Raw genomic sequence first — 24587 nt, 5'->3', positions numbered from 1 at the left:
CAGTAAGTGAAAACATAAGTAAACGTGGATATGCGTAATGAAAAATATAAGCTCGATGACTGCATGGAGAGAAATGTTTCAACCATCACCATCGCACACAAAGATAGGGTTTTCCGTTTTGATTATGATTGGTTTGATGGATTTCTTCATAAGTTGGGAGTCAAAGTTATCATTGTTACTAATGAAAGGTTGTCTCCACAAGAAGAGTTTGCTTAGTATTTGATATCTGTTATTCACATATTTAGTTGTAGGATATACAGATTGAGGAAATACAAAAAGAGAATGTCGGAGGATGAAGATCTATGAAAAAAGCATATCTAATAGAGATTAAGCCGACAAATGAACAAATAACCAAGATCCATCAAACGATTGGAGTGTGCAGGTATGTTTACAATCTATATCTTTCAAAAAACAAAGAGATATATGAATCCGAGGGGGAATTTCTTAGTGGCTATGAATTTTCTAAATGGCTAAACAACATTCATACAAAAGAATGTGACCAGTGGATAAAAGAAATATCAAGTAAAGCTGTAAAACAAGCGATTATGAACGGAGATAAAGCTTTTAAGCGATTTTTTAAAGGTTTATCTAAGTTTCCACGCTACAAGAAAAAGAAAAATGAAGATGTAAAATGTTATTTCCCTAAAAACAACAAAACAGATTGGATAGTTGAAAGACATAGAGTAAAAATCCCTACGATTGGATGGATGAGATTAAAAGAGTATGGATATATTTCAAAAGATGCGGTTGTAAAAAGCGGAACGATAGCTAAAAGAGCAGGAAAATATTTTGTATCTGTGCTTTGTGAATTGGAAGAAACAAAAGCGAAGCCAACACTCCATTCAACGGGTGTAGGCATTGATTTAGGCGTGAAAGATTTCGCTGTACGTAGCGATGGGAAAATTCACAAAAATATAAACAAAACAGGAAAAGTAAAAAAGATAGAAAAGCGGTTAAAACGTGAACAACGCTCTTTATCACGTAAATTTGAAAATCTAAAAAAGAGAGGTGAACACTCTGTTACTAATAAAAGAGCGAATATAGATAAAAACATTCTTAGGGTGCAAAAACTACATGCCAAGTTAGCAAACATTCGATTAGCGTATGTAAAGTCTGTTGTAAATGGTGTGGTGAAAACCAAGCCAACGTTTATTACAGTAGAAGATTTGAATGTGAAAGGTATGATGAAGAATAAACATCTATCTAAAGCAGTTGCTAAGCAGTACTTTTATACATTTAAAACATGGTTATTGACGAAGTGTGAGGAATATGGAATTGAACTGCGTCAAGTAGACAGGTTCTATTCATCTTCAAAGCTATGTTCATGTTGTGGTCAAAAGAAAGTAGACTTAAAGCTATCCGACCGAGTATATGAATGTGACTGTGGAAATGTAATGGATAGAGATTTGAACGCGTCAATCAACCTTTTACAAGCAAAAGAATATATAATACTAACGTAAATAGATTGTATATATGTACGGTGGGCTACATCGGAATTTACGCCTGTGGAGTGTTACAGCAAACTGTAGTAGCGAGTGATTGGCGAGACAGGACACGTAGAAGCAGGAATACTCTAAGAATGTACATTTATCTATATTTTTAGTAGCAGGACCAACATGCAGCATGCGAAACAAATCGCAGAACATGCAACATTACAAAGCTTTTTAAACTGTTATTTAAGAGAAACAGGGAGTGGAGAATGGATTACAGAGGATGAAAGAATGAAAAGTATCTTCAGTAATACGTTGAATAGAGATACAGTCCCCACATATTTATGTTGTCGGCTATCGGCACAGAACGTTACTTTGTATGGAGAAGTTATATATAAATCATCAACAGATCGCCATTTGTTTGGAGAACAATTTTATTATCAAATTGGAGATAGTAATTCCGTTATTACAGCAGATTACGTTACAGTTATTACGTTTTTAATAAAAGAGATGTCGATCAACTACGGAGAAGGAACGAATCCTGCGGAACTTATGCTTCGAGTTATCCGTAGTTGTCAAAATATTGAGGAATTTACAAAAGAGAGAATAGAAGATACATCCGCATTATACGGTTTCCATACAACTTTTATAGAAGCGGAGCAGTCTTTATTATTTGGGCATTTAACTCATCCTACACCAAAGAGTAGACAGGGGATATTGGATTGGAAAAGTGCAATGTATTCTCCAGAATTAAAAGGGGAATGTCAGCTTCATTATTTTCGGGCACATAAAAGTATAGTAAATGAAAAATCATTATTATCAGATTCTACAACAACGATTATAAAAGAAGAATTAAGTAATGATGAGATGGTTAGTAAGGAATTTATAGCGAAGTACTGTAAGGAAGATCAATATGCATTAATTCCAATTCATCCGCTTCAGGCAGAATGGCTCTTGCATCAAGCTTACGTACAAGATTGGATAATTCAAGAATTGCTTGAGTATATTGGTCCTGTAGGTAAGTATTATATGGCAACATCATCACTAAGGACGCTATATCATCCCAATTCGAAGTATATGCTTAAGTTTTCATTTCCGGTGAAAGTAACGAATTCAATGCGTATTAATAAACTGAAAGAACTTGAGAGTGGTCTTGAAGGGAAGGAAATGTTAAATACGGCTATTGGTGAAGTACGAGAAAGATTTCCAGGATTTGATTTTATTTGTGATCCAGCCTTTATTACATTAAATTATGGAACACAAGAATCTGGATTTGAAGTGATTATTCGTGAGAATCCTTTTTATAGTGAACATGCAAACGACGCAACATTAATTGCTGGGCTAGTTCAAGACGCTATACCTGGGGAGCGTACGCGGTTATCGAATATTATTCATCGCCTAGCAGATTTAGAAAGTAAAAGCTGTGAAGAAGTAAGCTTAGAGTGGTTTAGACGATATATGAATATTTCTTTAAAGCCAATGGTATGGATGTATTTACAGTATGGTGTTGCATTAGAAGCTCATCAGCAAAATAGCGTTGTTCAGCTAAAAGATGGTTATCCGGTCAAATATTATTTCCGTGATAATCAAGGATTTTATTTCTGTAATTCAATGAAAGAGATGCTTAATAATGAATTAGCTGGTATTGGAGAACGTACTGGAAATTTATATGACGACTATATTGTGGATGAGAGATTTCGTTACTACTTAATTTTCAATCATATGTTTGGCCTCATTAATGGTTTTGGCACAGCAGGATTAATTAAGGAGGAAATTCTTCTCTCGGAATTAAGGTCTGTACTTGAATCATTCCTTCCATATAACCGGGAACCTTCTACATTTTTAAGAGAATTATTGGACGAAGATAAGTTAGCGTGTAAAGCAAATTTACTAACGAGATTTTTCGATGTCGATGAGTTAAGTAATCCATTGGAGCAAGCTATTTATGTGCAAGTACATAATCCACTCGTTAGAGAAGTGGCTGTTCGTTCATAAATAACGTTAAAATTTCACGTAATACAAATAATGGTATTTTGTCATAAGGTGGAGGGTTTTATGAGAGTGGACATGTATCATACGAAAGTATTGAAGGCGCTCGAATCAGAAGATTACATTTCAGTACGAAGAAGAGTGCTACGTCAATTAGTAGAATCGTTAATTTATGAGGGGATTATTACACCGGTTCGCATAGAAAAAGAAGAACAACTTCTTTTTCTAATACAAGGACTTGATGAAGAAGGCAAAAGTGTCACGTACAAATGCTATGGCAGGGAACGGATGACATTTGGACGTATTTCGTTAGACTCATTAATAGTAAGAGTTCAAGATGAACAGCAAGAAATACAATCTGTCTCGCAATTTCTAGAAGAAGTTTTTCGGGTTACTAGTGTAGAACAAGCTAAATTAGATTCTTTTATACACGAATTAGAACAAACAATATTTAAAGACACGATTGCACAATATGAAAGAAATAATAAGAGAGAATATACTCAAAAATCTTACGATGAGTTCGAAAGCCATTTAATAGACGGCCATCCATATCATCCTAGTTATAAAGCACGTGTTGGATTTCAATATCGTGACAATTTTCAATATGGTTATGAATTTATGCAGCCAATAAAACTCATATGGATTGCAGCGCATAAGAATTATGCGACTGTAGGTTATGAGAATGAAGTGATGTATAACAACCTTTTAAAAGAGGAGATTGGCGATCGTAAATTAGAAGAGTTTATGGAACGAATTTGTAATAAGGGATGTAATCCAAAACAGTACGTGTTTATACCTGTTCACCCATGGCAGTGGGTGAATTTCATCATTTCAAATTATGTGGATCATATACAGGGGAAATTTATTATTTATTTAGGAACATCTGAGGACGATTATTGCGCGCAACAGTCAATGAGAACATTAAGAAATATTACGAGTCCAAAGAAACCGTACGTTAAATTATCGATGAATTTACTCAACACTTCAACACTTCGTACGCTGAAACCATACTCTGTTGTGAGTGCACCAGCAATATCAAATTGGTTAAATGATGTTGTAAGTAATGACGCCTATTTAATGGATGAAGCACGTTTAATCTTGTTAAATGAGTTTTCCAGTGTAACGTATGACACGAATAAAAAAGCTATATATGGTTCATTAGGATGTATTTGGCGCGAAAGCATTCATAAGTATTTAGATGCACAAGAAGATGCAATTCCTTTTAATGGTTTATACGCTAAAGAGAAAAATGGTACACCAATTATTGATGCGTGGTTGAATAAATATGGAATGAAGGATTGGCTACAATTACTTATTCAAAAAGCGATAATACCAGTTATACATCTTGTTGTAGAGCATGGCATCGCACTGGAATCACATGGACAAAATATGATTCTAGTCCATAAAGAAGGGGTGCCTGTTCGTATTGCGTTAAAGGATTTTCATGAAGGGCTTGAGTTTTATCGTCCATATTTGAAAACGGTTGACAAATGTCCCGACTTTACTAAAATGCATAAAACATATGCGAATGGAAAAATGAATGATTTCTTTGAAATGGATCGCATTGAATGTTTGCAAGAGATGGTGTTAGATGCACTATTCCTGTTTAATTTAGGAGAATTAGCATTCGTACTTGCGGATGAATATGGATTGAAAGAAGAACATTTTTGGATGATGGTTGTTGAAGAAATTGAAAATCATTTAAGAATATATCCACATTTGAAAGGTAGATTTGAAAATATTCAATTATATGCACCTACATTCTATGCTGAACAATTAACGAAACGTCGATTATATATGGATCTGGAATCGCTTGTTCATGAAGTTCCAAATCCATTGTATAGAGTAAGACAACTTATGAAACAAAAATCAGCTGTTACAGGGGGGAATTATGCTAATCGTTAATAAACAAGAGTATAGCAAAAGTGATTTTGAATCGAGATTACAAGTTTATGAGGAAATGGAACAATTTAAAGAAGCAGAAGGAAATAGATTTGCACTTTGTCTGAAAGATCCATTCGATATTATTACGATTGTGTTTTTCTTAAAAGAAAAGAAATCATCAGTATTACTTATACATGAAGATACACCAAAAGAAACAGCTATTGAAATGGCAAAGCGTGCAAATTGTGTAGGAATTTTATATGGAGAATATGGCGATTTTACAAAATTAGAAGTAGGGAACTTTTTACTAGAAGAGCCTTCTTTATTGCAATATAGTTCTGGAACTACAGGGGAACCGAAACTAATTCGTAGAGCATGGACGGAAGTTGATACGGAAATTACCGCTTATAATGAAGCTTTAAACTGTGAAGTAGATGAAGTGCCAATCGTTATGGCTCCTGTTTCACATTCATACGGACTAATATGTGGTACTTTATCAGCAATTAAGAGGGGGAGCCAGCCTGTAATCATTACGAATAAAAATCCTAAATTCGCATTAAATATAGTTCGCAATACAGAGAAACATATTATATATGCAGTACCACTTATGTTACACATTATGGGGAGTTTTCCATTAGGAACGTTCCAGTTTCATAAAATTATGACATCAGGATCGCCCTTGCCAGAAGCACTATTTTATAAACTAAAAGAAATGACAACATATATGATGCAGCAATACGGTTGTTCTGAAGCAGGTTGTATTAGTATATGTCATGATATGAAGAGCCATTTAGATTTAGGAAACCCTCTACCTCATGCGAGTATAAGCATAGGTTCAGATGAAAATGCACCGGAAGAAATCGTCGTGAAAATGAATGATAAGGAAATCTTCACGAAAGATTTAGGGTATAAATCTGAGCGTGGCATTCATTTTATGGGGCGTATGGACGATGTAATTAATGTTTCGGGATTAAAAGTCTTTCCTATAGAGGTAGAAGAAACGATGCTTCGATTGGAAGGTGTTCAAGAGGCAATTGTATATCGAGGGAAACATCCTGTCATGGGCGAAATAGTTAAAGCGAAAGTGATCTCTCATGTTGATCCAGTACAAATAAGAGAATGGTGTATTCAGCACTTACCTTCTTATAAAGTTCCCCATGAAATTGAAAGTGTAAATGAAATTCCTAAAAATAAAACTGGAAAAGTAAGTAGAAAGTTACTAGAGATGGGAGAGGTTACAACATGAGACGGGAAGCGTTAAAGAATGCCGTGTTAAAAATTATGATAGAAAAAATGGAACTGAAAAATGTAACGCATTTAGAAGAAACGATGCGCTTAAATCAAGATTTATATATAGATTCGGTAATGATGTTACAGCTTATTGTATACATAGAAATGGATATAAAGCTATGCGTTCCAGAGGATGAGGTAGATCCAAAGGCATTTCTTACTGTAGGATCTTTGCTTGATTTTATGGAGGAGTTACAAGAAGTAAATGTGAATAACTAACCTTTAGGAAAGTGGATGAGAGTATGACTTCAATAAAAGTGCACTGTTTAGTGAGTTGTTTTTGTGAAATTATAAAAAGGCGTAGCGACATTGATTTTCGTCCATTTTATTTTGGACTATGGGATGGAGATTTTGATATAACAGAAGGCGGAATTATTTCATATCACTCTGAAAACATTAACCATGATCATTATTTACTTTGGTTTGAAAAATTGTACGGTATTAAAGTAAACGAATGGTATGATCATGCAAAAGATAAAGATAGCAATGTAGAAACGTTTTTAGAATTAGTAGAAAACAAGCCGGAAAATCGTTATGTCATTGTAATGGTTGATATGTCTCTATTACCAGAGAGGGAAAATAAATTTCATCAAAAACCGTTTCCACATTATTTAATGATATCAAAAACAGAGAAAGAAGAAGAGTGGTTCATGCTAGATCCTGATTTTCGTTGGGAAGGAAATATGGAAAGAGAAAAAGTACTTCACTCTATTCAAGATAACCCATTTGGTGGAGGTTATTTCATTGATATAGAAGGAATTGGGGAGCCAACGCAAGAAACAGTAGCTAGTTATTTCACAGAAACATTCAAAAAGAACGACAATGAACTGACTATGGAACTGAAAAATTTAATTGTAAAAATGGCAAATGAGGAAGAAGGATATGCGCTTTCTGGTCTTGTAGCAGCAGTAAAACAAATACCAGTACTTGCAATTCGTAAATATAGTTATGAGCATGCCTTTGCATACTTCCGTGAAACGTTGCAATATTCGGAGCAAGAATTTGATTATTGGTGTGATCGGGTAGAGGATATTGTACAAGGATTTACAAATGTACAGTATCGTGCAATTAAAATGGCAATGACGAATAATAAAGGTATGCTAGTATCGATTATTGAAAAACTGGATGAAATGAATGCAATTGAACTGCAAATTAAGAAGGAATTAGAGAGACAGTTTCTATCATGGAAAGGTATGAAAACAAATCAGTCTGTCGCAACTTTTTAATAAGCTAACTGAATTTAAGATAGGGGAGTTTAATGCTATGAAATATTCGCTATGTACCATTTCATTTCGTCATCAATTAATTTCATTTACTGATATTGTTCAATTTGCATATGAAAACGGTTTTGAAGGAATTGAATTGTGGGGGACTCATGCACAAAATTTGTATATACAAGAACGCGAAACGACAGAACGAGAATTGACTTTTCTAAAGGATAAAAACTTAGAAATTACGATGATAAGTGATTACTTAGATATATCATTATCAGCAGATTTTGAAAAAACGATAGAGAAAAGTGAACAACTTGTAGTACTAGCTAATTGGTTTAATACGAATAAAATTCGCACGTTTGCTGGGCAAAAAGGGAGCAAGGACTTCTCGGAACAAGAGAGAAAAGAGTATGTAAAGCGAATACGTAAGATTTGTGATGTGTTTGCTCAGCACAATATGTATGTGCTGTTAGAAACACATCCCAATACACTAACAGACACATTGCCTTCTACTATAGAACTATTAGAAGAAGTAAATCATCCGAATTTAAAAATAAATCTTGATTTTCTCCATATATGGGAGTCTGGCGCAGATCCAATAGACAGTTTCCATCGATTAAAGCCGTGGACACTACATTACCATTTTAAGAATATATCTTCAGCGGATTATTTGCATGTGTTTGAACCTAATAATGTATATGCTGCAGCAGGAAGTCGTATTGGTATGGTTCCGTTATTTGAAGGTATTGTAAATTATGATGAGATTATTCAGGAAGTGAGAGGTACGGATCTTTTTGCTTCCTTAGAATGGTTTGGACATAATGCAAAAGAGATATTAAAAGAAGAAATGAAAGTATTAATAAATAGAAAATTAGAAGTAGTAACTTCGTAATGTGAAATGATGTGAGAGTCTCGTTTTAGAGGCTCTTTTTTTATGGTAAAAAATAACCAAAAATTTCCATGTATTTTAATTTGAATTTAACACAATTTATATATAAATAAGGAGGTGATTGGTAATGGCTAGAAATCGTAATTCTAATCAATTAGCATCACATGGAGCACAAGCAGCTTTAGATCAAATGAAATATGAAATTGCACAAGAGTTTGGTGTACAACTTGGCGCTGATACTTCTTCACGTGCAAACGGTTCTGTAGGCGGTGAAATTACAAAACGCCTTGTAGCGATGGCAGAACAACAACTTGGTGGCGGATATACTCGCTAATTGTAGAAGGTTATAGGAGAAAGGAAGGATTCTTCCTTTCTTTTTTTTCAATTAATTGGTATGGATATATTGTGAACTGGATTCAAAGAATAGGAATAATACTATAATTTCCCCAATTTCTTTTGTTGTGAATGGGAAGTAGTAAAGATGTAATAGCCCTGGTGGAATGAAAAGTTACGTTCCAGCGGGGCTATTATATGGTAAGAAATATATGATGAAAGGTTTCGAAGCCAACATGTTAAAAAAAGAAAACTGTTGTTTAATTGCGCTTGCATCAGTTCCACTTGTTATGACATTAGGGAATTCAATGCTCATCCCAATTCTGCCGACTATTGAAAAGAAATTACATATTTCATCGTTTCAAGTATCCATGATTATTACAATTTACTCTATCGTAGCCATTCTACTTATACCGATTGCTGGTTATTTATCAGATAGATGGGGACGAAAGATGGTAATGGTTCCGAGTTTGCTGATTGCAGCTATAGGAGGAGCGATAACTGGTTGGGTATCTTGGAAAGTTGATAATCCCTACAATTGGATATTGATTGGTAGAGCGATTCAAGGTATTGGTGCTGCTGGTGCAATGCCAGTTGTTATACCGTGTGTTGGTGATTTATACAAAGACGAAAAACAAGTTAGTACAGGTTTAGGAATCATAGAAACATCCAATACATTTGGGAAAGTGCTGAGCCCTATTTTAGGGTCTGCTCTTGCTGCCGTTGTATGGTTCTTACCATTTTGGGCGATTCCAATTTTATGCGTAGTATCAATTGTTTTATTACTTGTTCTAGTAAAGGCAAAGAAACAAGAAGGAGAAGTACCACCACTTAAAGAGTTTATAAAATCTATTCTGTCTACGTTTCGAGAAAAAGGAAGATGGTTAATTGCCATTTTTGCATTAGGTGCAATTATTATGCTTATTTTATTCGGAATTCTCTTTTATTTGTCGACTATACTGGAATCAAAGTATGACATTCATGGTATATGGAAAGGGTGTGTGCTTGCTATCCCGTTACTTGTACTGTCACTTAGTTCATATATGGCCGGTAAAAAAATTGGAGATAATCAAAATGTTATGAAGAAGTGTATCTATATTGGGTTTTTAATGGCAGCTGCATCAGTCATCATTCCTTTATTTATAAAAGGGATTTATTTACTACTTCTTTGTCTCGTTATTATGGGGATAGGGATTGGTATGGCACTCCCATGTTTAGATGCCCTCATTACACAAGGAATTGAAAAGGAGCAAAGGGGAACAGTTACGTCATTTTACAGTTCAATGCGATTTATCGGTGTAGCAGCTGGACCACCTTTATATTCTTTTTTCATGAAAGGGGCGGACCATGAAGTGTTTTATTTGACTAGTATTTTCGCTGCCATTGGTGCTGTCATAGCAATCATTTGGATTAAACCAGCAAAGGATGCAAAGGCGGTAAAACAGAAACCGGAACCTACTTCATAATTTGTAAGAGAATTGCATGATGTTTTGAGTAACATGCAATTCTCTTTCGTTCATTAAGAATAAATAACTTGTTTTAACATATAAAGTGCGACACCCCATATGATGAGACCAGAAAATTTATTTAATAATAAAATTGTCTTTCCGGTTGAGTCTAGTCTTTTTAGAAATTTCCCCGCTAAAGCTAAGCTTATAAACCAAATCCAAGAAACGATAATAGTTGCAAGTGTGAAAGCCCATTTTTCACTTCCTATGTATTGAATAGAATTTGTTCCAATTACACCGATTGTGTCTAAAATAGCATGTGGATTTAATAACGAAACTGATGCTGCGAAAAGGATTTGCTTTTTTAAGGGCATACTTTTTTCTTGTGTTACATCGTTGGAAGGGCTACTTCTCCAAATAACAAAGCCCATGTATACGAGAAAGAAAAATCCAATTATATATAATGAGTTAGTTAGCCAAGAAAAAGTAAGGAGTACAAGGGAGACACCTTGCACTGCAATCAATATGAGTAACGTATCACATATAGAGGCAGTTAATACTACAGGGGCTGCCCTCCAAATGTTTGGTTGGCTCGCACCTTGGTTAAAGACAAAAACATTTTGTACACCTAATGGAATGATAAGTCCAAATGCAAGAATGATACCATGAATAATTGCTTCACTCATCATATTACCTCCTATTTTAATTCATTATGATAGTGTATATTGTATAGAAGAAATGAAAATTTGTATCCATCCATATGGTTGGGGAGGTTACCAACCAAAAAGAATATAAGGTGATATGATGGAAAGATTCGTTTGGAAACCGGATATGTCTCTAGCGACGCCGCTGTATAAACAAATAGAAACGTATATAAAAGAAAGGATCGTTAATGGAGAATGGACCGTTGGAACGAAATTACCTTCACAAAGAGATTTGGCCCATACATTTGGTGTGAATCGAAGCACAATTGTAATGGCTTTCGATGAACTAGTTGCGAAGGGATATATTGAAGGGAATGGCAGGAAAGGAACAATTGTTGTAAATAATAATGAGAATGTTTCAACTTACGCACCCCCGCCTAATTGGCAGTCTTATGTAGAAACAGGACTTCATTATCCGAATCTCCCAGCTATTCAAGAGATTAATCAAGCTGAATTTTACCCACATGTAATTCGGTTAGGAACAGGTGAGCTCGCGCCGAGTCTCTTACCTGAGAAAAAGATGAAAGAAATTATGAATAACCTTTTAAAGTCAAATGTGACGCTTGGGTATGAAGAGCCGAAAGGAAATCTTTATTTAAGGGAAAAGATTTCCGAATACTTAAAGGAGCATGGCGTATATGTATCTCCTGACTCTATATTAATTGTTTCAGGAGCAATTCAAGCGCTGCAACTTATTTCTATGGGGCTTCTTTCGAAAGGGGCATCAATCTTATTAGAGAAACCATCCTATTTATATTCGCTTAATGTTTTTCAATCAGCAGGAGTACGTTTAATTGGAATCCCAATGGATGAAAGCGGGTTACATACATCATATATTAAGAAATATAAGAAGCAATTTAATGCCTCTATTTTATATACAATCCCGTCTTTTCATAATCCAACGAACTTTAGTATGAATGCGAAGAAACGAATAGAAGTGATGGAAATATGTAATGAAATTGGATTACCTATTATAGAGGACGCAGTGTATCAAGACTTATGGTTTGATGCACCTAGTTCGAAACCTTTAAAGGCCTATGATAAAAATGGAATCGTACTACATATTGGAAGCATGTCCAAAGTAATTAGTCCAGGTTTAAGAATTGGATGGATTGTTGGACCCGAGCCAGTAATTCAAAGATTGTCAGACATAAAGATGCAAACAGATTATGGTTCAAGCACTATATCCCAGCAAATTGCAGCAGAGTGGTTTACAAATGGTCTATATGATGAGCATTTGCGATTTGTAAGAAGTGAATTGAAAAAACGAAGAGATTTTATGTTACTAATGTTAGATAAATATCTTCGTGAAATAGCAACTTGGCATGAACCAACAGGCGGGTTTTATATATGGGTACATATAAAAGTACCCATTTCATATCGCAGTTTATTTGATAAAGCTCTGCAAGAAAAGGTTTTATTAAACCCAGGTACTTTATATGATAGAAGTGCAAATCAATTTTTGCGCCTATCGTATTCATACGCAACGTTAGAAGAAATTGAAATAGGTATAAAAAAACTTGCACAACTAATGAAAAAGTAAGAGGAGAAAGTAATGAAACAATATGTAATTTGCCAAATGATCAATGGAGAAAAATATTTAGCTGCTTATGCGGAGACGAAGCAAGAGGCGATTGAAAAAGCAGAACTGTTAGGATTAAGAACGGGAAATCGTTACATAGTTATAACTGCAGAAGAAGCCGAAGGCTTAACGTATCCTTAAACAATGTATGAGATTATATAGGAAGTAAATAAGTCTAGTAATATAAGAATTTACTAGGCTTATTTACTATTAAGTTGTTAAACGTTCTCGTATTTATACGCAAAGTAATAATATTATGAGTCAAGTTGACGAAAAAATCGATTTGTCTTTCGGTCTTGATTTCCTTTTCTATACTCATCAATATATTGCCTAAAGTTCCAAGCTTGTAAAAATTTATTAGCAGAGTTATAACCAGAATTGTAAAGCCAGTCTTTTTCTTCCTTCGTCAGTTCAAAATTAGTACTTGTAATCGTTCCTGTTGGAATTGTAATTGTTCTTGCTTTTGATTCCTTATCTAAATGACGTAAATCATGAGCTTGCATCATTGTTTTAAATAGTCCTTTGAACATAGAAATAGGCTCGTTATAGTGAGCAGGGTCAGCTTGAATCTCATCTTTTACAAAATGAAATCCGAAAGTCGGCCAGCGAGGAGCGGTAGGTGAATCGAAGATCCAAATTGGATAATTACTTAGAATTCCTCCGTCAACCATATAACAAGGCTGCTTCCATTTTGGAGTTCTCCATTTTACGGGTTCAAAGAAGAAGGGGATTGTACTACTCATTCTTACCGCTTTAGCGATAGAGAAGCGATAATTTAAAAATCCATAGTTTGGTAAGTCGTCAGGAAAGACAACCATTTTACCATTACTAATATCAGAAGCGATGATTTTGAGTTTGTTTAGATCCGGTAAATCAGTAAATAAATGAACACCTTTTTTTCGAAGTAATTCTTCAATCCATTCTTCTATAAATACATTAGAGTATATACCTAGAGTAGTCCATGCACTTAGTCCTTTTCCGATAAAGGGGATTTTGTCAATAAAGGTTTTCTTCGTAAATTTGTTATAATCGATATCAGTTATAATGGTTTTTAGCTCTGAACAAGAATATCCTGCAGCTAAAAGTGCCGCGATAATTGCACCAGCTGATGTTCCAGCTACACGTTCCCATTCATAACCTTTTTCGGCTAACGCGCAAATTGCCCCAACATGCGCAATACCGCGCACACCGCCTCCTTCAAAAACACCATCAATCTTCATTAAACATACTTCCTTTCAAATAAAAGATTTGGAAATGGCAAAAAAGCACGTATTGTACGTGCTTTTTTACAATGGTTTTTAAGTTTACTAGCAGCCTACAAAGCCGCCCCAACAGCTAGCTCCGATGATGATTAGAAGGATGAATAAAACGATTAATAAAGCGAAACCTCCGTAACCACAACCACCACAGCTACCGCCGTAACCGTAACCGCCGCAACTATATCCGTAACCCATGTGGAATTCCTCCTTATATTAAAAATAAAAATGAACGAGGGGAAAATGTACTGGAAGAACTAAAGAACTATCGTGTTTGTAGGAACAATGTATAGTATGCTTTTTTAAACTTGTTCGCGTACGAAGGATAAGCCCGTTTTTTGGAGGCTTGTTGATTTTGTAAAGAATGAAGTATAATCTTTGTACTATGATATAAATAAGTATGTAAATGTAAGGAGAATTTATGAATAAAAAAATTGAAGTATTAATTGATAAATATGAACTAACACACTTGAAAGAGGAACTTATTAATACTGTATTTCCTTGTATAAAAGTTGTGCCAAAGCAGCAGGAAACTGTTGCGATAGGTAGTTCGAAAATGGGAGGAGTTCCTGATTTACCAGCTTTATTTGAATATCCAAAGCATAAAGGAAATCCACTACAATTTATCGCGCAATTTAACTTAAGTGATTTACAAAACGTTGGTATGGATCACAATCTTCCTAAGGCGGGGATGCTGTATTTCTTTTGCATTGAAAATTATTTTGAAGAAAATGTGAAGCTAACAGAGGCTGGGGGTGTACTTTATTATGATGTTCCTGTAGAGCAATTACGAAGAGGAAATGAAGTACAAGCGAAATATAACCAGTGTGCAATTACTTTTGAACTGACATACAAATTACCAGAACTTTTCATTGAAGATGAGGCTGATTCAGATCGTTTCTTGCAATTACTTGAAGAGCTAATTCCGGATAACTACGATAACCATCAAATGTTTGGTGAGCCATTCTCTGTACAAGAAGAAGTGTTATATGAGACGGGAGAATATATGGGAGTAGACCCGCAGCAAATGACTCTTTTATTCCAAATTGATTCAGATCATAAAAATTGTAATATGGTTTGGGGAGAACTAGGGATGCTATATTTCTGTATTAGTAATGAAGATTTGAAAAATCAACGTTTTGAAAATACATGCTGCGTATTACAAACATGCTAATGAAAAAAGGTTGTTCTTTTAAAAAGAACAACCTTTTTATGTGAATTAGTTAATATGCATAATCTCATATGACCTATACGAAAAAGTATTGTATACTCTGAAACTATACGATACTTTTTCGTATAGTTATAGAATATAAGGAGTGACAAGATGGGAAAGACAAGTAAGTATGTGACAGCTGCCGCACTTTGTTCAACTATAGTAATGGGAGGCTTACAAGCGTCATCTGTATCTTATGCAGCTACAAATCCGACTACAGTGACAGCACAATCAGATGTAAAGTTATTAGATGATTTCAGAAAAGAATTAAAAAAACAGATTGATAATCGAGAAGAGAATATTACAATCACATATAAAACAAAAGATAGAAATGCTAGAAATATTATGGATCAATTGTATGGTGAGTTTAATAAAATTGTAGATGCTGATGAGTATGTAAAATATAATGTAGCGTCTACTAGATATTCTATTAAAGGAATGCCAGGGGACTATACGTTTACACTGCAAGTAAAATACCGTGAATCAAAAGAACAAACTCAATATGTAAAAGCTCAGGCGAAATCAATTGTTGGATCAATTGTAAAACTAGGGATGGATGAGCATGAGAAAGTAAAAGCTATTCACGATTACGTTGTTAAGCATGTGTCTTATGATACGTCTTATCAAGCGTATACAGCATATGAAGCATTAGCGAATCGTTCTGCCGTTTGCCAAGGATATACATTATTAACGTATGAGTTGTTAAAAGAGGCAGGTATTCAAAATCATATTGTAACAGGCACAGGAAATGGACAAGCTCACGCGTGGAATTTAGTGAACATTGAAAACAAATGGTATCACCTAGATACTACATTTGATGATCCAGTACCAGATAAAGCAGGGCGTGTAACTTACTCATATTTTAATATGTCTGACGAACAGTTAAGTAAAGATCATGAATGGGATCGTAGCAAATATCCAGCGGCAACTACAAGTTATTTTGGTGAATTAACAAATAAAATAAAAGCTGGTAGCTCAAAAACTGTCGTATATGAGCAGATGTTAAAAGAAACAAATTTACAATACTTATCTGCAGAATACGGAGCAGAAAATTATAATGAATTTAAGAAAAAGTTGCAGCAACAGTTTGCAGCCAAGCCAGAAAAAGTAGAAGTGCGATATAAGCAGTCCATGGATGGAACGATGCAAGATATAAAGAAAGTATTAAATGAAATAAATTGGCCAAAAGGTGCAAAGCGTGTGTCTTATCAAGTAGCGCCTTACAGTGCATTGGCGGGTTATTCATTAGCGACAATTACATTTACGTATTAAGCAATGGGAAAAAGCATCTGTAAAAGGTGCTTTTTTTATTAATTGATTGCTTTTGAATATTAAGAATTGTGTGATAGAATAAATGGATAAGGATGTGAATGTGGAATGAACTTGTTCGAAAGTAATATTTTTACATTGATATATACTTGTTTAGTAATCGGACTTATCGTTTTGTTTTTCATATCATTTACTTTGTTTATTAGAAGAGTATTACAAAGCAGTGCTGCAAAGAAACACCACGTGATTAATATGAACCAGAAGCTAGATCGAATCATTGAATTGCTTGAAAAAGATAAGAAATAGCGATAGAAGAGGTATGAAAAGGGGAAAGAGAATGGCCAATTATATAAAAGAATTACGTGAAAAAGTAGGACATGATTATGTTTTCTTAAACTTTGCCGGTGGTTGTGTATTTAATAAAGAAGGAGAAGTATTACTGCAAAAAAGAGGAGACTTTAACGCTTGGGGATTTCCAGGTGGTGCAATGGAGATAGGAGAATCAGCTGCGGAAACTGCAATCCGAGAAATCAAAGAAGAAACCGGGTATGATGTAGAAATAAATGAGCTTATTGGAGTGTATACAAAATATTTTCAATCATATCCAAATGGAGACAAGGCTCAGTCAATTGTGATGTTCTTTTCATTCTCAATAGTTGGAGGTGACAAAAAAGTAGATGGTGATGAAACGCTGGATTTGAAGTTTTTCCCGTTAGACGACATGCCACCGTTATTTTGTAAACAACATGAAGATTGCCTGCAAGATTTATTGGAGAAAAGAGTAGGGGTATATCGTTAACATATAAAAAAGAAGCTAAATGAAGATTAGCTTCTTTTTTATGTTTAATTTATTTCCACCAATCATCAAACATTGACGCTGGTACTTGTCTTTTATGCTCACTCACTGTGTAACGTTTTTCAATTTTCTCTGCAACGTCAGCTGGAACTGCTTTACCTTCTAAATAATCATCTAATTGATCATAAGTAATACCTAACTCTGTTTCATCAGCTTGACCTGGTTTTTCATCTAATAAATCAGCTGTTGGCATTTTTAAGTAAAGTCGCTCGTCTGCACCTAACTCTTGTAATAATGCACGTCCTTGGCGCTTCGTTAATCCCGTTAATGGTAATAAATCTGCACCACCATCTCCGAATTTTGTAAAGAACCCTGTTACAGCTTCTGCAGCGTGATCTGTTCCGATAACAAGTAGCCCTTTTTGTCCACCAATTGCATATTGAGTAACCATACGGATACGTGCTTTCACGTTACCTTTATTGAAATCTGTTAATGATTCACCCAATAAGTTTTCATATTGATTTGAAAAAGCATCAACAGTTGAAGCAATATCAAATGCAACAGATTGATCTGCTTGAATGAATTGTAATGCTAATTGTGCATCATCTTCATCTTTTTGTACTTTATAAGGAAGACGCACGGCGATAAACGTTGCATTACCACCTTCGTTACGAATTTCTTCAACTGCAAGTTGTGCTAAGCGTCCTGCTAATGTAGAGTCTTGTCCGCCGCTAATACCAAGTACAAATCCTTTTGCACCTGTTTTTTTTACATAATCCTTTAAGAAATCAACTCGTTTACGAATTTCAACTTTTGGATCAATTACAGGCTGAACATGTAATGCTTTCATAATCTGTTCTTGTAATGTCATTATGTTTCCTCCTATTCATATTAAAGCGGTAATTAAGTTTATATGTATAATGGTACATACTTCTATCCTTTATTATTTCGCAAAATTAACGAATATACAATAGGATGTGTGTATGAATATGAATGTAGTCATTATAAATAAAGTACTACGTATAAGCAATTTTTTTAAACCTTTCAAAAATGTAAGGTTTTTGTCATTTGAATCGATGGAAGGTATTTCCGCACTTTACTAATATAAAAACATAGATAGTAGAAGGGCGGAGAAGTAATATGAACATTAGAGAACTAGCATATCGGAATGTAACCCGAAATAGACGGACATACTCAGCCTATTTTTTGAGTAGTGCATTTGCAATTATGGCCTTTTTTGTGTATTCATTTTTTGCGTTTCATCCGGCATTAAGTGCAGGAGAATTAGGTCAGTACGTATTCGTAAGTATGTCTTTTGCACAGTCTATTATTTACTTATTTACATTCTTCTTTATTTTATATTCGATGGGAATGTTTTTAAAAACGAGAAAGCGTGAACTAGGGATTTTAATGATGTTAGGTATGACGAAATATCAATTAAAGCGTCTAATCTTTTTTGAAAATATTATGATTGGAATAGGGGCAATTATTTTTGGTATTCTTTCAGGTATGTTATTTTCAGGGGTATTACTATTTGTCGCTCCGATGATATTGAAACTAGATATCTCCTTATCCTATTACATACCGATGAAAGCAATTGTTGTAACGAGTATTATGTTTTTTATTTTATTTATGATCATATCATTGTTTAGTGCAGGAATGATTCGTAAAAATAAGATTATGAAGTTGTTTAGAGGATCGGCAGAGGCGAAACCTGAACCGAAAGCATCAATCATTTCTTCCATATTAGCAGTAGTATTGCTTAGTGCTGGCTATGTAGGAGCTCTTCTATCACATGGAGCAATGGTATTTATTATGATGATTCCTGTTACAACGGTAGTTATTATTGGGACGTATTTGTTGTACAAGCAGCTGAGTGTCTTTATTATTCGATTATGTAAAAAAAGTAAACGTTTCTATTGGACACAGACTAATATTATTACGTTATCAGATTTAGCGTATCGCATGAGAGATAACGCAAGAATGTTCTTTATTGTAACCATTATTTCTACTGTAGCATTTTCCGCAATAGGGACATTAGTTGGCTTCGCATCCATGACGAAAGGGATAATGGAGAGACCGATTTCGTTTCATTACCATTCTAAGCAAGGGAATAGTAACGAATCACAGCATATACAAATGATTGACAAAGGATTAAAGAAACATAGTATAGCAGCTTCAAAAACTAATATTTCGACAAAGAAAACGGAGGAACAGTCGTTAAGAAGCGCCATTTTTATAAAAGAATCAGACTATAAGAAATATGCAAAGTTAACAGGAGAACCATTTAATACTGTAGCAAATAAAGAAGTTGTATTTTTGTCAGCTAATATACCAGGGCCAACGATGAAAGAAAGAAAAGAAATTACTTTACCTAATATGAATGAAAATTTAAAAGTGAAAAAAGTTACTTCATCTTCATTGGGGAAAATATTAAGAGGAAATGTTTATGTAATCTCTAATAATCAATATGATTCATTACAAGATGGGTTTATAGAGACAAAAGATTATATGTATAAAACTGAAAGAACGAAAGATGAGATTGAAATTGGTAAAGAGCTTACGCATCAAATTAAACCGTATCAAGAATATTCAACGTTTAGTGCGGAAGAGTACGAGCAAAACCAAAGTTTACAAATTGCAGGACCGATTTTATTTGTAGGTTTCTTTATTGGTATAGTATTTTTCGTTTGCGCAGGAAGTTTCCTTTACTTCCGTTTATTCTCCGATTTGGAGGATGATGTTCGTTTGTTCGAAATGATTCGTAAAGTTGGATTGACAAGTAGGGAATTATCGAAGGTAGTTACAATTCGATTGGCGCTTTTATTCTTCGTTCCAATTGGTGTTGCAACATTACATGGAGCAGTAGCCTTAACGGCGTTAGGGCAAATGTTTGAGTACTCATTGTTTAAAGAAAATACAGTTGTATTAAGTATTTTCATAGTTATTCAAGTTGTATACTTCTTACTTATAAGATCCCGTTATGTAAAACAATTGAAAGAGAGATTACGTATGCATTAAATGTGTTTTTTTAACTCGAGTACAAAATTTTCTAAAAAGAGGCAAGTATTGTCAAAAAGTGATAAAATGGAAAAAGCGAGGTGAAAAAATTAATAGAGAGTAAGGGGGGAGAAATATGAAAGCAACAGGAGTTATTCGAAAAGTAGACGAATTAGGACGAATTGTTATCCCTAAAGAATTACGCGATGTATTGGGAATACAAATCAAATCACCGCTTGAAATTTTTGTAGAAGCAGATAAAATCATTTTACAAAAATATCAACCTTACAATGCTTGCCAAATCACAGGTGATGTTTCAGGGCAGAATATTACATTAGCAAATGGAAATATTACAGTTGGTATAGAGGGAGCGGAATATTTAGTAAAAGAAATAGAAAAGTTTTTAAACAAGAGTGAGGTTTAGTCTTAATTTATATTATTTTTCAAATACATATCATTCTTTTAAAAGACTGTAAGAGGACCATTAATTGGTCCTCTTATTTTGGTTATTAGTTGAACGACTCGGTGTTACTTCCTACAAATCATAGGGAAAATAAAGAAGTATTATAGAGGTAGTAAATGATGTTGAGAAATATTTGAAAAGAAGGAAAACAAAAAGAATAAAACGAATGTTACATTTACACGTATTCAAAAGTGGTCTGAAATGAAAATAATACATTTTCAGGAGGGATTACGATGAGTAGTACAGTGAATAAACAAAAAGGTATACAATTGATTCCGTTTACCGTAAATAAGGTGGTAGAACAAGTAAATGAAATTCCACCAGGTGTGCAACTGATTCACGCTCCGCAAGTATGGGAAAAGAGTATGAAGGGGCAAGATGTAGTCGTTGCCGTATTAGATACAGGGTGTGATACTAATCATATAGATTTAAAAGATCGTATTATCGGCGGAAGAAATTTCACAAAAGATTATGAAGCTGATCCAAATGTGTATCTTGATAATAACGGACATGGTACTCATGTTGCGGGAACGATTGCCGCGACTGAAAATGGTGTCGGTGTATTAGGAGTTGCACCACTTGCTAAAATGTTAGTATTAAAAGTTTTAGCGGGAGATGGTTCTGGAAGTTATGAGCAAATTATTGAGGCAATTCATTATGCTGTAAATTGGAGAGGGCCGAATCAAGAGAAAGTGAGAATTATTTCAATGTCACTTGGTGGTCCGCAAGATGTTCCAGAATTACATGAAGCAATTCAAAATGCGGTAAAGCAGGATGTTCTCGTTGTATGTGCTGCTGGAAATAATGGAGATTGCGATGATGAAACAGAGGAACTAGACTTTCCGGGTGCGTACTCCGAGGTAATTGAAGTTGGTGCCGTTAATTTAGAGCGGAAGATTGCATGTTTTAGTAATTCAAATCAAGAAATTGATCTAGTAGCGCCAGGTGATGAAATATTATCTACGTATCCAGAAGGAAAATATGCTGTGTTAAGTGGAACTTCCATGGCGACGCCGCATGTTGCTGGAGCGCTCGCCTTGCTCATTAAACAGTGTGAGAAAGAATACGGTCGAAAGTTATCCGAGCCGGAAATATATGCACAACTCATTAAAAGAACTGTACCTTTAGGGTACGAACGTACATCTGAAGGGAATGGATTAATAGATTTATTAAAAGAATAGCCATATTAAAAAAACATCTCATATGAATATGAGATGTTTTTTTAATATGGCTCTGTCGCATGTAATACAACTTGTAATAAACCTGGGAATCTAGCATTTAAATCTTCTTCACGAATTGAAATGAAACGTTGTGTTCCTTCAAGGCGCGTGTACATAACACCTGACTCACGTAAAACTTTGAAATGGTGAGATAAAGTTGATTTTGCAACAGGGATGTTTAAAGCACCACAAGATTGTTCATTTTTCTCTAGTAACATATTTACAATTTGTAAACGAATTTGATCGCTAAGTGCATATAAGACAGAAGAAAATTGAATTTCTTCTCGATTTGGATGATAGAGTGTACGCATATTTCACCTACTTGTATAAGTTAAGATATTTGCACTATAACATATAAAGTGGTATATTTCTATTGTTCGAATATATTCGAATAATAGAAATATAGGGGGAGAAAAAATGAAGTATATAAAATTGCAAAAGGCAGGATTAAATATTTCAAAGTTGGGTTTAGGTACAAATGCAGTAGGGGGACATAATTTATATGCTGATGTGAATGAAGAAGAAGGAAAGCGATTAGTAGAAGAAGCTATTCAGCAAGGGATTACATTTTTTGATACAGCAGATTCATATGGTTTCGGTAGATCGGAGGAATTAGTAGGAGAAGTATTAAAGGGAAAACGTCATGAGTTTATACTTGCTACAAAAGGTGGAATTCAACCGTTGTTAAATGGAGAAACTTATATTAACAATGAACCAAGTTATTTAAGGAATGCTGTGGAAAATAGCTTAAGAAGATTACAGACTGAATATATTGATTTATATTATTTACACTTTACAAATCCTGAAACAAGTTACATAGATTCAATCGGAGAGCTTACTCATTTAAAAGAAGAAGGGAAAATTCGTTCAATTGGAATATCGAACGTAAACATAGAACAATTAAAAGAGGCGAATCAACATGGTCATATAGATGTTGTACAATCTCCATACAATATGTTAGAACGTACAGCTGAGGAAGAACTGTTGCCGTATTGTATAGAAGCAGGTATTTCATTTATTCCATATGGGCCTCTTGCTTTTGGAATATTAGGCGGAAAATATACAGAAGATTTTAAATTAAATGAAGTCGATTGGCGTCAAAATGTAAATCTATTTGAAGAAAATACATATAAGAGTAATTTTAAGAAAGTGAATAAGTTAAAAGGGCTAGCTAAAGAAAATGATATTGAAGTGTCTCATTTAGCGTTAGCATGGTTATTAAATAAAGAAGGGATTGATACTGTTATACCTGGTGGAAAGCGGGCAGAGCAGGTAAGAGAAAGTGTGAAAGCGGTAGATGTTGCATTGAATGAAAGAGTCATGAAAGAAATCCAATCTATTTTAGAAGATTAGTTAAACAGAGGGAGAGTACCCTCTGTTTATATAAGGAGAAGGTCTAAATGAACAGAGTACTAGCTGTATTTTTTATGATAATGTTTATGATCGGTACAGATACTTTCTTAATTTCACCACTGTTGCCGACATTGCAACAGGTGTATCATGTTTCAACTGAGTTGTCAGGATGGATGGTGAGTTCGTATGCTTTAGGGTATGCTGGATTTGCGATTGTGGCTGGTCCTATATCAGATGGATTAAACAGAAAAAAAGTAATGGTACTAGGTATGAGTTTTTTTGCAATAAGTACGTTTTTTTGTGGAATTGCACCGAGTTTTTTATGGATGCTAACATTTAGATTTTTAGCAGGTGTAAGTGCAGCTTTTGTATCTCCACAAGTGTGGGCATCTATTCCGCTCCTTATAGAGAAGAAGCAAATTGTGAAAGCAATTGGTGTTGCAACAGCAGGGTTATCAATCTCTCAAATTTTAGGGCTGCCACTGGGAGCTTATTTAGCAACGATACATTATACAATTCCATTCTATTTCATTGGTATATTATCAGCACTACTTGTCATTCTTATTTATGTTGTATTACCAGAAATACAGTCGGTTCATATAGGTGGAAATAAAAAAGCGATTTTACAGCGTTATAAACAATTACTTACAGATTCAAAGGTTTCACTTTCTTATTTTGCATACTTTGTTTTTCAAACCGGAAATTTTGCTGCATTTTCATTTTTTGGTGTATGGCTTTCCATTCAATTTGGCTTACAAGTTCATGAAGTAGGTACAGCTATGCTCGTATTAGGATTAGGAAATTTAATTGGTAATATTTTTGGTCCTAGAATCGTAAATAAAATTGGTTATAACCTTTCTTTCTATGGTGGAATTATATTTACAGCAGTGCTATATGTATTACTTCCTCATGTAAAGAACATTGTATTGGTGGAGTTATTGTTCTTTGCTTTATTTTTTGTGACAGGAATTTTGTTTGTATTAATGATGAGGCACTTACAAAACATGTCTAGTGTAGCAAGAGGAACAGGAGCCGCGCTTGCAAATGCTTCTATGTACATTGGTCAAATGATTGGTGCGGCAATAGCTGGAATGTTATTTGCAATATCTCACAATTTTATACTTATAGGTAGTTTTACTGCGTTACTATATATAGGAGCTTTATTTTTGTTTAGAAAAAGTGAAAAAATTACTGAAAATAGTGAAACAGGAATTGCATCATAAAGCTTGTATAAATATTTCGCAAATCAGAATT

25 protein-coding genes are annotated in these 24587 nt (G+C 34.4%); 20 read left to right on the top strand and 5 right to left on the bottom strand.

Features of this window, described 5'->3' with window-relative positions; genetic code table 11:
* Positions 1–302: 302 nt before the first annotated feature.
* From B9A45_RS20005 to B9A45_RS19965, 9 genes are all read left to right on the top strand, one after another.
* Complete coding sequence (locus B9A45_RS20005; RefSeq protein WP_084064663.1) at positions 303–1460, top strand: RNA-guided endonuclease InsQ/TnpB family protein; 1158 nt, start codon at positions 303–305, stop codon at positions 1458–1460.
* Between the two features lie 156 nt (positions 1461–1616).
* On the top strand, positions 1617–3425 hold the full coding sequence (locus B9A45_RS20000; protein WP_001163356.1) for an IucA/IucC family protein: 1809 nt from the start codon (positions 1617–1619) through the stop codon (positions 3423–3425).
* A 60-nt stretch (positions 3426–3485) separates the two neighbouring features.
* Complete coding sequence (locus B9A45_RS19995) at positions 3486–5324, top strand: IucA/IucC family protein (RefSeq protein ID WP_142263075.1); 1839 nt, start codon at positions 3486–3488, stop codon at positions 5322–5324.
* Positions 5311–6549 carry an AMP-binding protein gene (locus B9A45_RS19990; RefSeq protein ID WP_000909579.1) on the top strand — a complete coding sequence of 413 codons (1239 nt, stop codon included), beginning with the start codon at positions 5311–5313 and terminating at the stop codon, positions 6547–6549. The genes B9A45_RS19995 and B9A45_RS19990 overlap by 14 nt, the downstream gene beginning before the upstream one ends.
* Positions 6546–6812 (top strand): petrobactin biosynthesis protein AsbD, encoded by a 267-nt coding sequence (gene asbD / locus B9A45_RS19985; protein WP_001250558.1) that lies wholly within the window; start codon positions 6546–6548, stop codon positions 6810–6812. Before B9A45_RS19990 ends, asbD begins: the two co-directional genes overlap by 4 nt.
* A 23-nt stretch (positions 6813–6835) precedes the next feature.
* Positions 6836–7819 carry a DUF6005 family protein gene (locus B9A45_RS19980; protein WP_000200704.1) on the top strand — a complete coding sequence of 328 codons (984 nt, stop codon included), beginning with the start codon at positions 6836–6838 and terminating at the stop codon, positions 7817–7819.
* A gap of 37 nt (positions 7820–7856) precedes the next feature.
* Positions 7857–8699 carry a sugar phosphate isomerase/epimerase family protein gene (locus B9A45_RS19975; RefSeq protein ID WP_000877670.1) on the top strand — a complete coding sequence of 281 codons (843 nt, stop codon included), beginning with the start codon at positions 7857–7859 and terminating at the stop codon, positions 8697–8699.
* 124 nt (positions 8700–8823) lie between these two features.
* A complete protein-coding gene (locus B9A45_RS19970) occupies positions 8824–9030 on the top strand; it encodes an alpha/beta-type small acid-soluble spore protein (protein WP_000113545.1) in 207 nt (68 codons plus the stop codon).
* A gap of 235 nt (positions 9031–9265) precedes the next feature.
* Complete coding sequence (locus tag B9A45_RS19965; RefSeq protein WP_033667350.1) at positions 9266–10495, top strand: MFS transporter; 1230 nt, start codon at positions 9266–9268, stop codon at positions 10493–10495.
* 53 nt (positions 10496–10548) lie between these two features.
* Here the strand turns inward: B9A45_RS19965 and B9A45_RS19960 are convergent, their stop codons facing one another.
* Complete coding sequence (locus tag B9A45_RS19960; protein ID WP_084064659.1) at positions 10549–11163, bottom strand: LysE/ArgO family amino acid transporter; 615 nt, start codon at positions 11161–11163, stop codon at positions 10549–10551.
* Positions 11164–11281: 118 nt separating this feature from the next.
* Between B9A45_RS19960 and B9A45_RS19955 the strand changes: the two genes are divergently transcribed.
* Together B9A45_RS19955 and B9A45_RS19950 are read left to right on the top strand one after the other, a co-directional pair.
* A complete protein-coding gene (locus B9A45_RS19955; protein WP_000439399.1) occupies positions 11282–12724 on the top strand; it encodes an aminotransferase-like domain-containing protein in 1443 nt (480 codons plus the stop codon).
* 12 nt (positions 12725–12736) lie between these two features.
* On the top strand, positions 12737–12904 hold the full coding sequence (locus B9A45_RS19950) for a DUF3933 family protein (protein WP_000816389.1): 168 nt from the start codon (positions 12737–12739) through the stop codon (positions 12902–12904).
* A gap of 113 nt (positions 12905–13017) precedes the next feature.
* On the opposite strand, the gene B9A45_RS19945 is transcribed toward B9A45_RS19950, so the two are convergent.
* Positions 13018–13983, bottom strand: a complete 966-nt coding sequence (locus tag B9A45_RS19945) for a patatin-like phospholipase family protein (protein ID WP_000686789.1) — start codon at positions 13981–13983, stop codon at positions 13018–13020.
* A gap of 87 nt (positions 13984–14070) precedes the next feature.
* Positions 14071–14217: a YjcZ family sporulation protein gene (locus B9A45_RS19940; RefSeq protein WP_000540425.1), complete on the bottom strand. Its 147-nt coding sequence runs from the start codon at positions 14215–14217 to the stop codon at positions 14071–14073.
* A 223-nt stretch (positions 14218–14440) separates the two neighbouring features.
* Here B9A45_RS19940 and B9A45_RS19935 point away from each other — a divergent pair, with 223 nt between their 5' ends.
* From B9A45_RS19935 to B9A45_RS19920, 4 genes are all read left to right on the top strand, one after another.
* Positions 14441–15193 carry a YwqG family protein gene (locus tag B9A45_RS19935; protein WP_070757529.1) on the top strand — a complete coding sequence of 251 codons (753 nt, stop codon included), beginning with the start codon at positions 14441–14443 and terminating at the stop codon, positions 15191–15193.
* A 150-nt stretch (positions 15194–15343) separates the two neighbouring features.
* On the top strand, positions 15344–16504 hold the full coding sequence (locus tag B9A45_RS19930) for a transglutaminase domain-containing protein (RefSeq protein WP_000520856.1): 1161 nt from the start codon (positions 15344–15346) through the stop codon (positions 16502–16504).
* A gap of 105 nt (positions 16505–16609) precedes the next feature.
* Positions 16610–16807, top strand: coding sequence for a DUF4083 domain-containing protein (locus tag B9A45_RS19925; RefSeq protein ID WP_001048102.1), 198 nt, complete (start codon positions 16610–16612; stop codon positions 16805–16807).
* A 31-nt stretch (positions 16808–16838) separates the two neighbouring features.
* Positions 16839–17300, top strand: a complete 462-nt coding sequence (locus tag B9A45_RS19920) for an NUDIX hydrolase (protein WP_000024999.1) — start codon at positions 16839–16841, stop codon at positions 17298–17300.
* Between the two features lie 49 nt (positions 17301–17349).
* On the opposite strand, the gene nadE is transcribed toward B9A45_RS19920, so the two are convergent.
* On the bottom strand, positions 17350–18168 hold the full coding sequence (gene nadE, locus B9A45_RS19915) for an ammonia-dependent NAD(+) synthetase (protein WP_000174901.1): 819 nt from the start codon (positions 18166–18168) through the stop codon (positions 17350–17352).
* A 269-nt stretch (positions 18169–18437) separates the two neighbouring features.
* Here nadE and B9A45_RS19910 point away from each other — a divergent pair, with 269 nt between their 5' ends.
* From B9A45_RS19910 to B9A45_RS19900, 3 genes are all read left to right on the top strand, one after another.
* A complete protein-coding gene (locus B9A45_RS19910; RefSeq protein WP_001026002.1) occupies positions 18438–20318 on the top strand; it encodes an FtsX-like permease family protein in 1881 nt (626 codons plus the stop codon).
* A 115-nt stretch (positions 20319–20433) separates the two neighbouring features.
* The gene (locus B9A45_RS19905; protein ID WP_000648325.1) at positions 20434–20721 is read left to right on the top strand and encodes an AbrB/MazE/SpoVT family DNA-binding domain-containing protein; all 288 of its coding nucleotides are present in this window, start codon (positions 20434–20436) and stop codon (positions 20719–20721) included.
* Positions 20722–20993: 272 nt separating this feature from the next.
* Positions 20994–21941, top strand: a complete 948-nt coding sequence (locus tag B9A45_RS19900; protein WP_000099753.1) for a serine protease — start codon at positions 20994–20996, stop codon at positions 21939–21941.
* 41 nt (positions 21942–21982) lie between these two features.
* On the opposite strand, the gene B9A45_RS19895 is transcribed toward B9A45_RS19900, so the two are convergent.
* Positions 21983–22291 (bottom strand): ArsR/SmtB family transcription factor, encoded by a 309-nt coding sequence (locus B9A45_RS19895; protein WP_001259906.1) that lies wholly within the window; start codon positions 22289–22291, stop codon positions 21983–21985.
* Positions 22292–22397: 106 nt separating this feature from the next.
* Between B9A45_RS19895 and B9A45_RS19890 the strand changes: the two genes are divergently transcribed.
* Both B9A45_RS19890 and B9A45_RS19885 read left to right on the top strand, forming a co-directional pair.
* Positions 22398–23333, top strand: coding sequence for an aldo/keto reductase (locus tag B9A45_RS19890; RefSeq protein WP_000874082.1), 936 nt, complete (start codon positions 22398–22400; stop codon positions 23331–23333).
* Positions 23334–23380: 47 nt separating this feature from the next.
* The gene (locus B9A45_RS19885) at positions 23381–24556 is read left to right on the top strand and encodes an MFS transporter (RefSeq protein WP_058840107.1); all 1176 of its coding nucleotides are present in this window, start codon (positions 23381–23383) and stop codon (positions 24554–24556) included.
* Positions 24557–24587: the final 31 nt, after the last annotated feature.

This window comes from Bacillus sp. JKS001846 (genome assembly GCF_900176455.1).
Taxonomy (GTDB): domain Bacteria; phylum Bacillota; class Bacilli; order Bacillales; family Bacillaceae_G; genus Bacillus_A; species Bacillus_A cereus.
The sequence above is the reverse complement of the archived record's forward strand: the minus strand, read 5'-3'. Positions and strand labels throughout refer to the sequence as shown.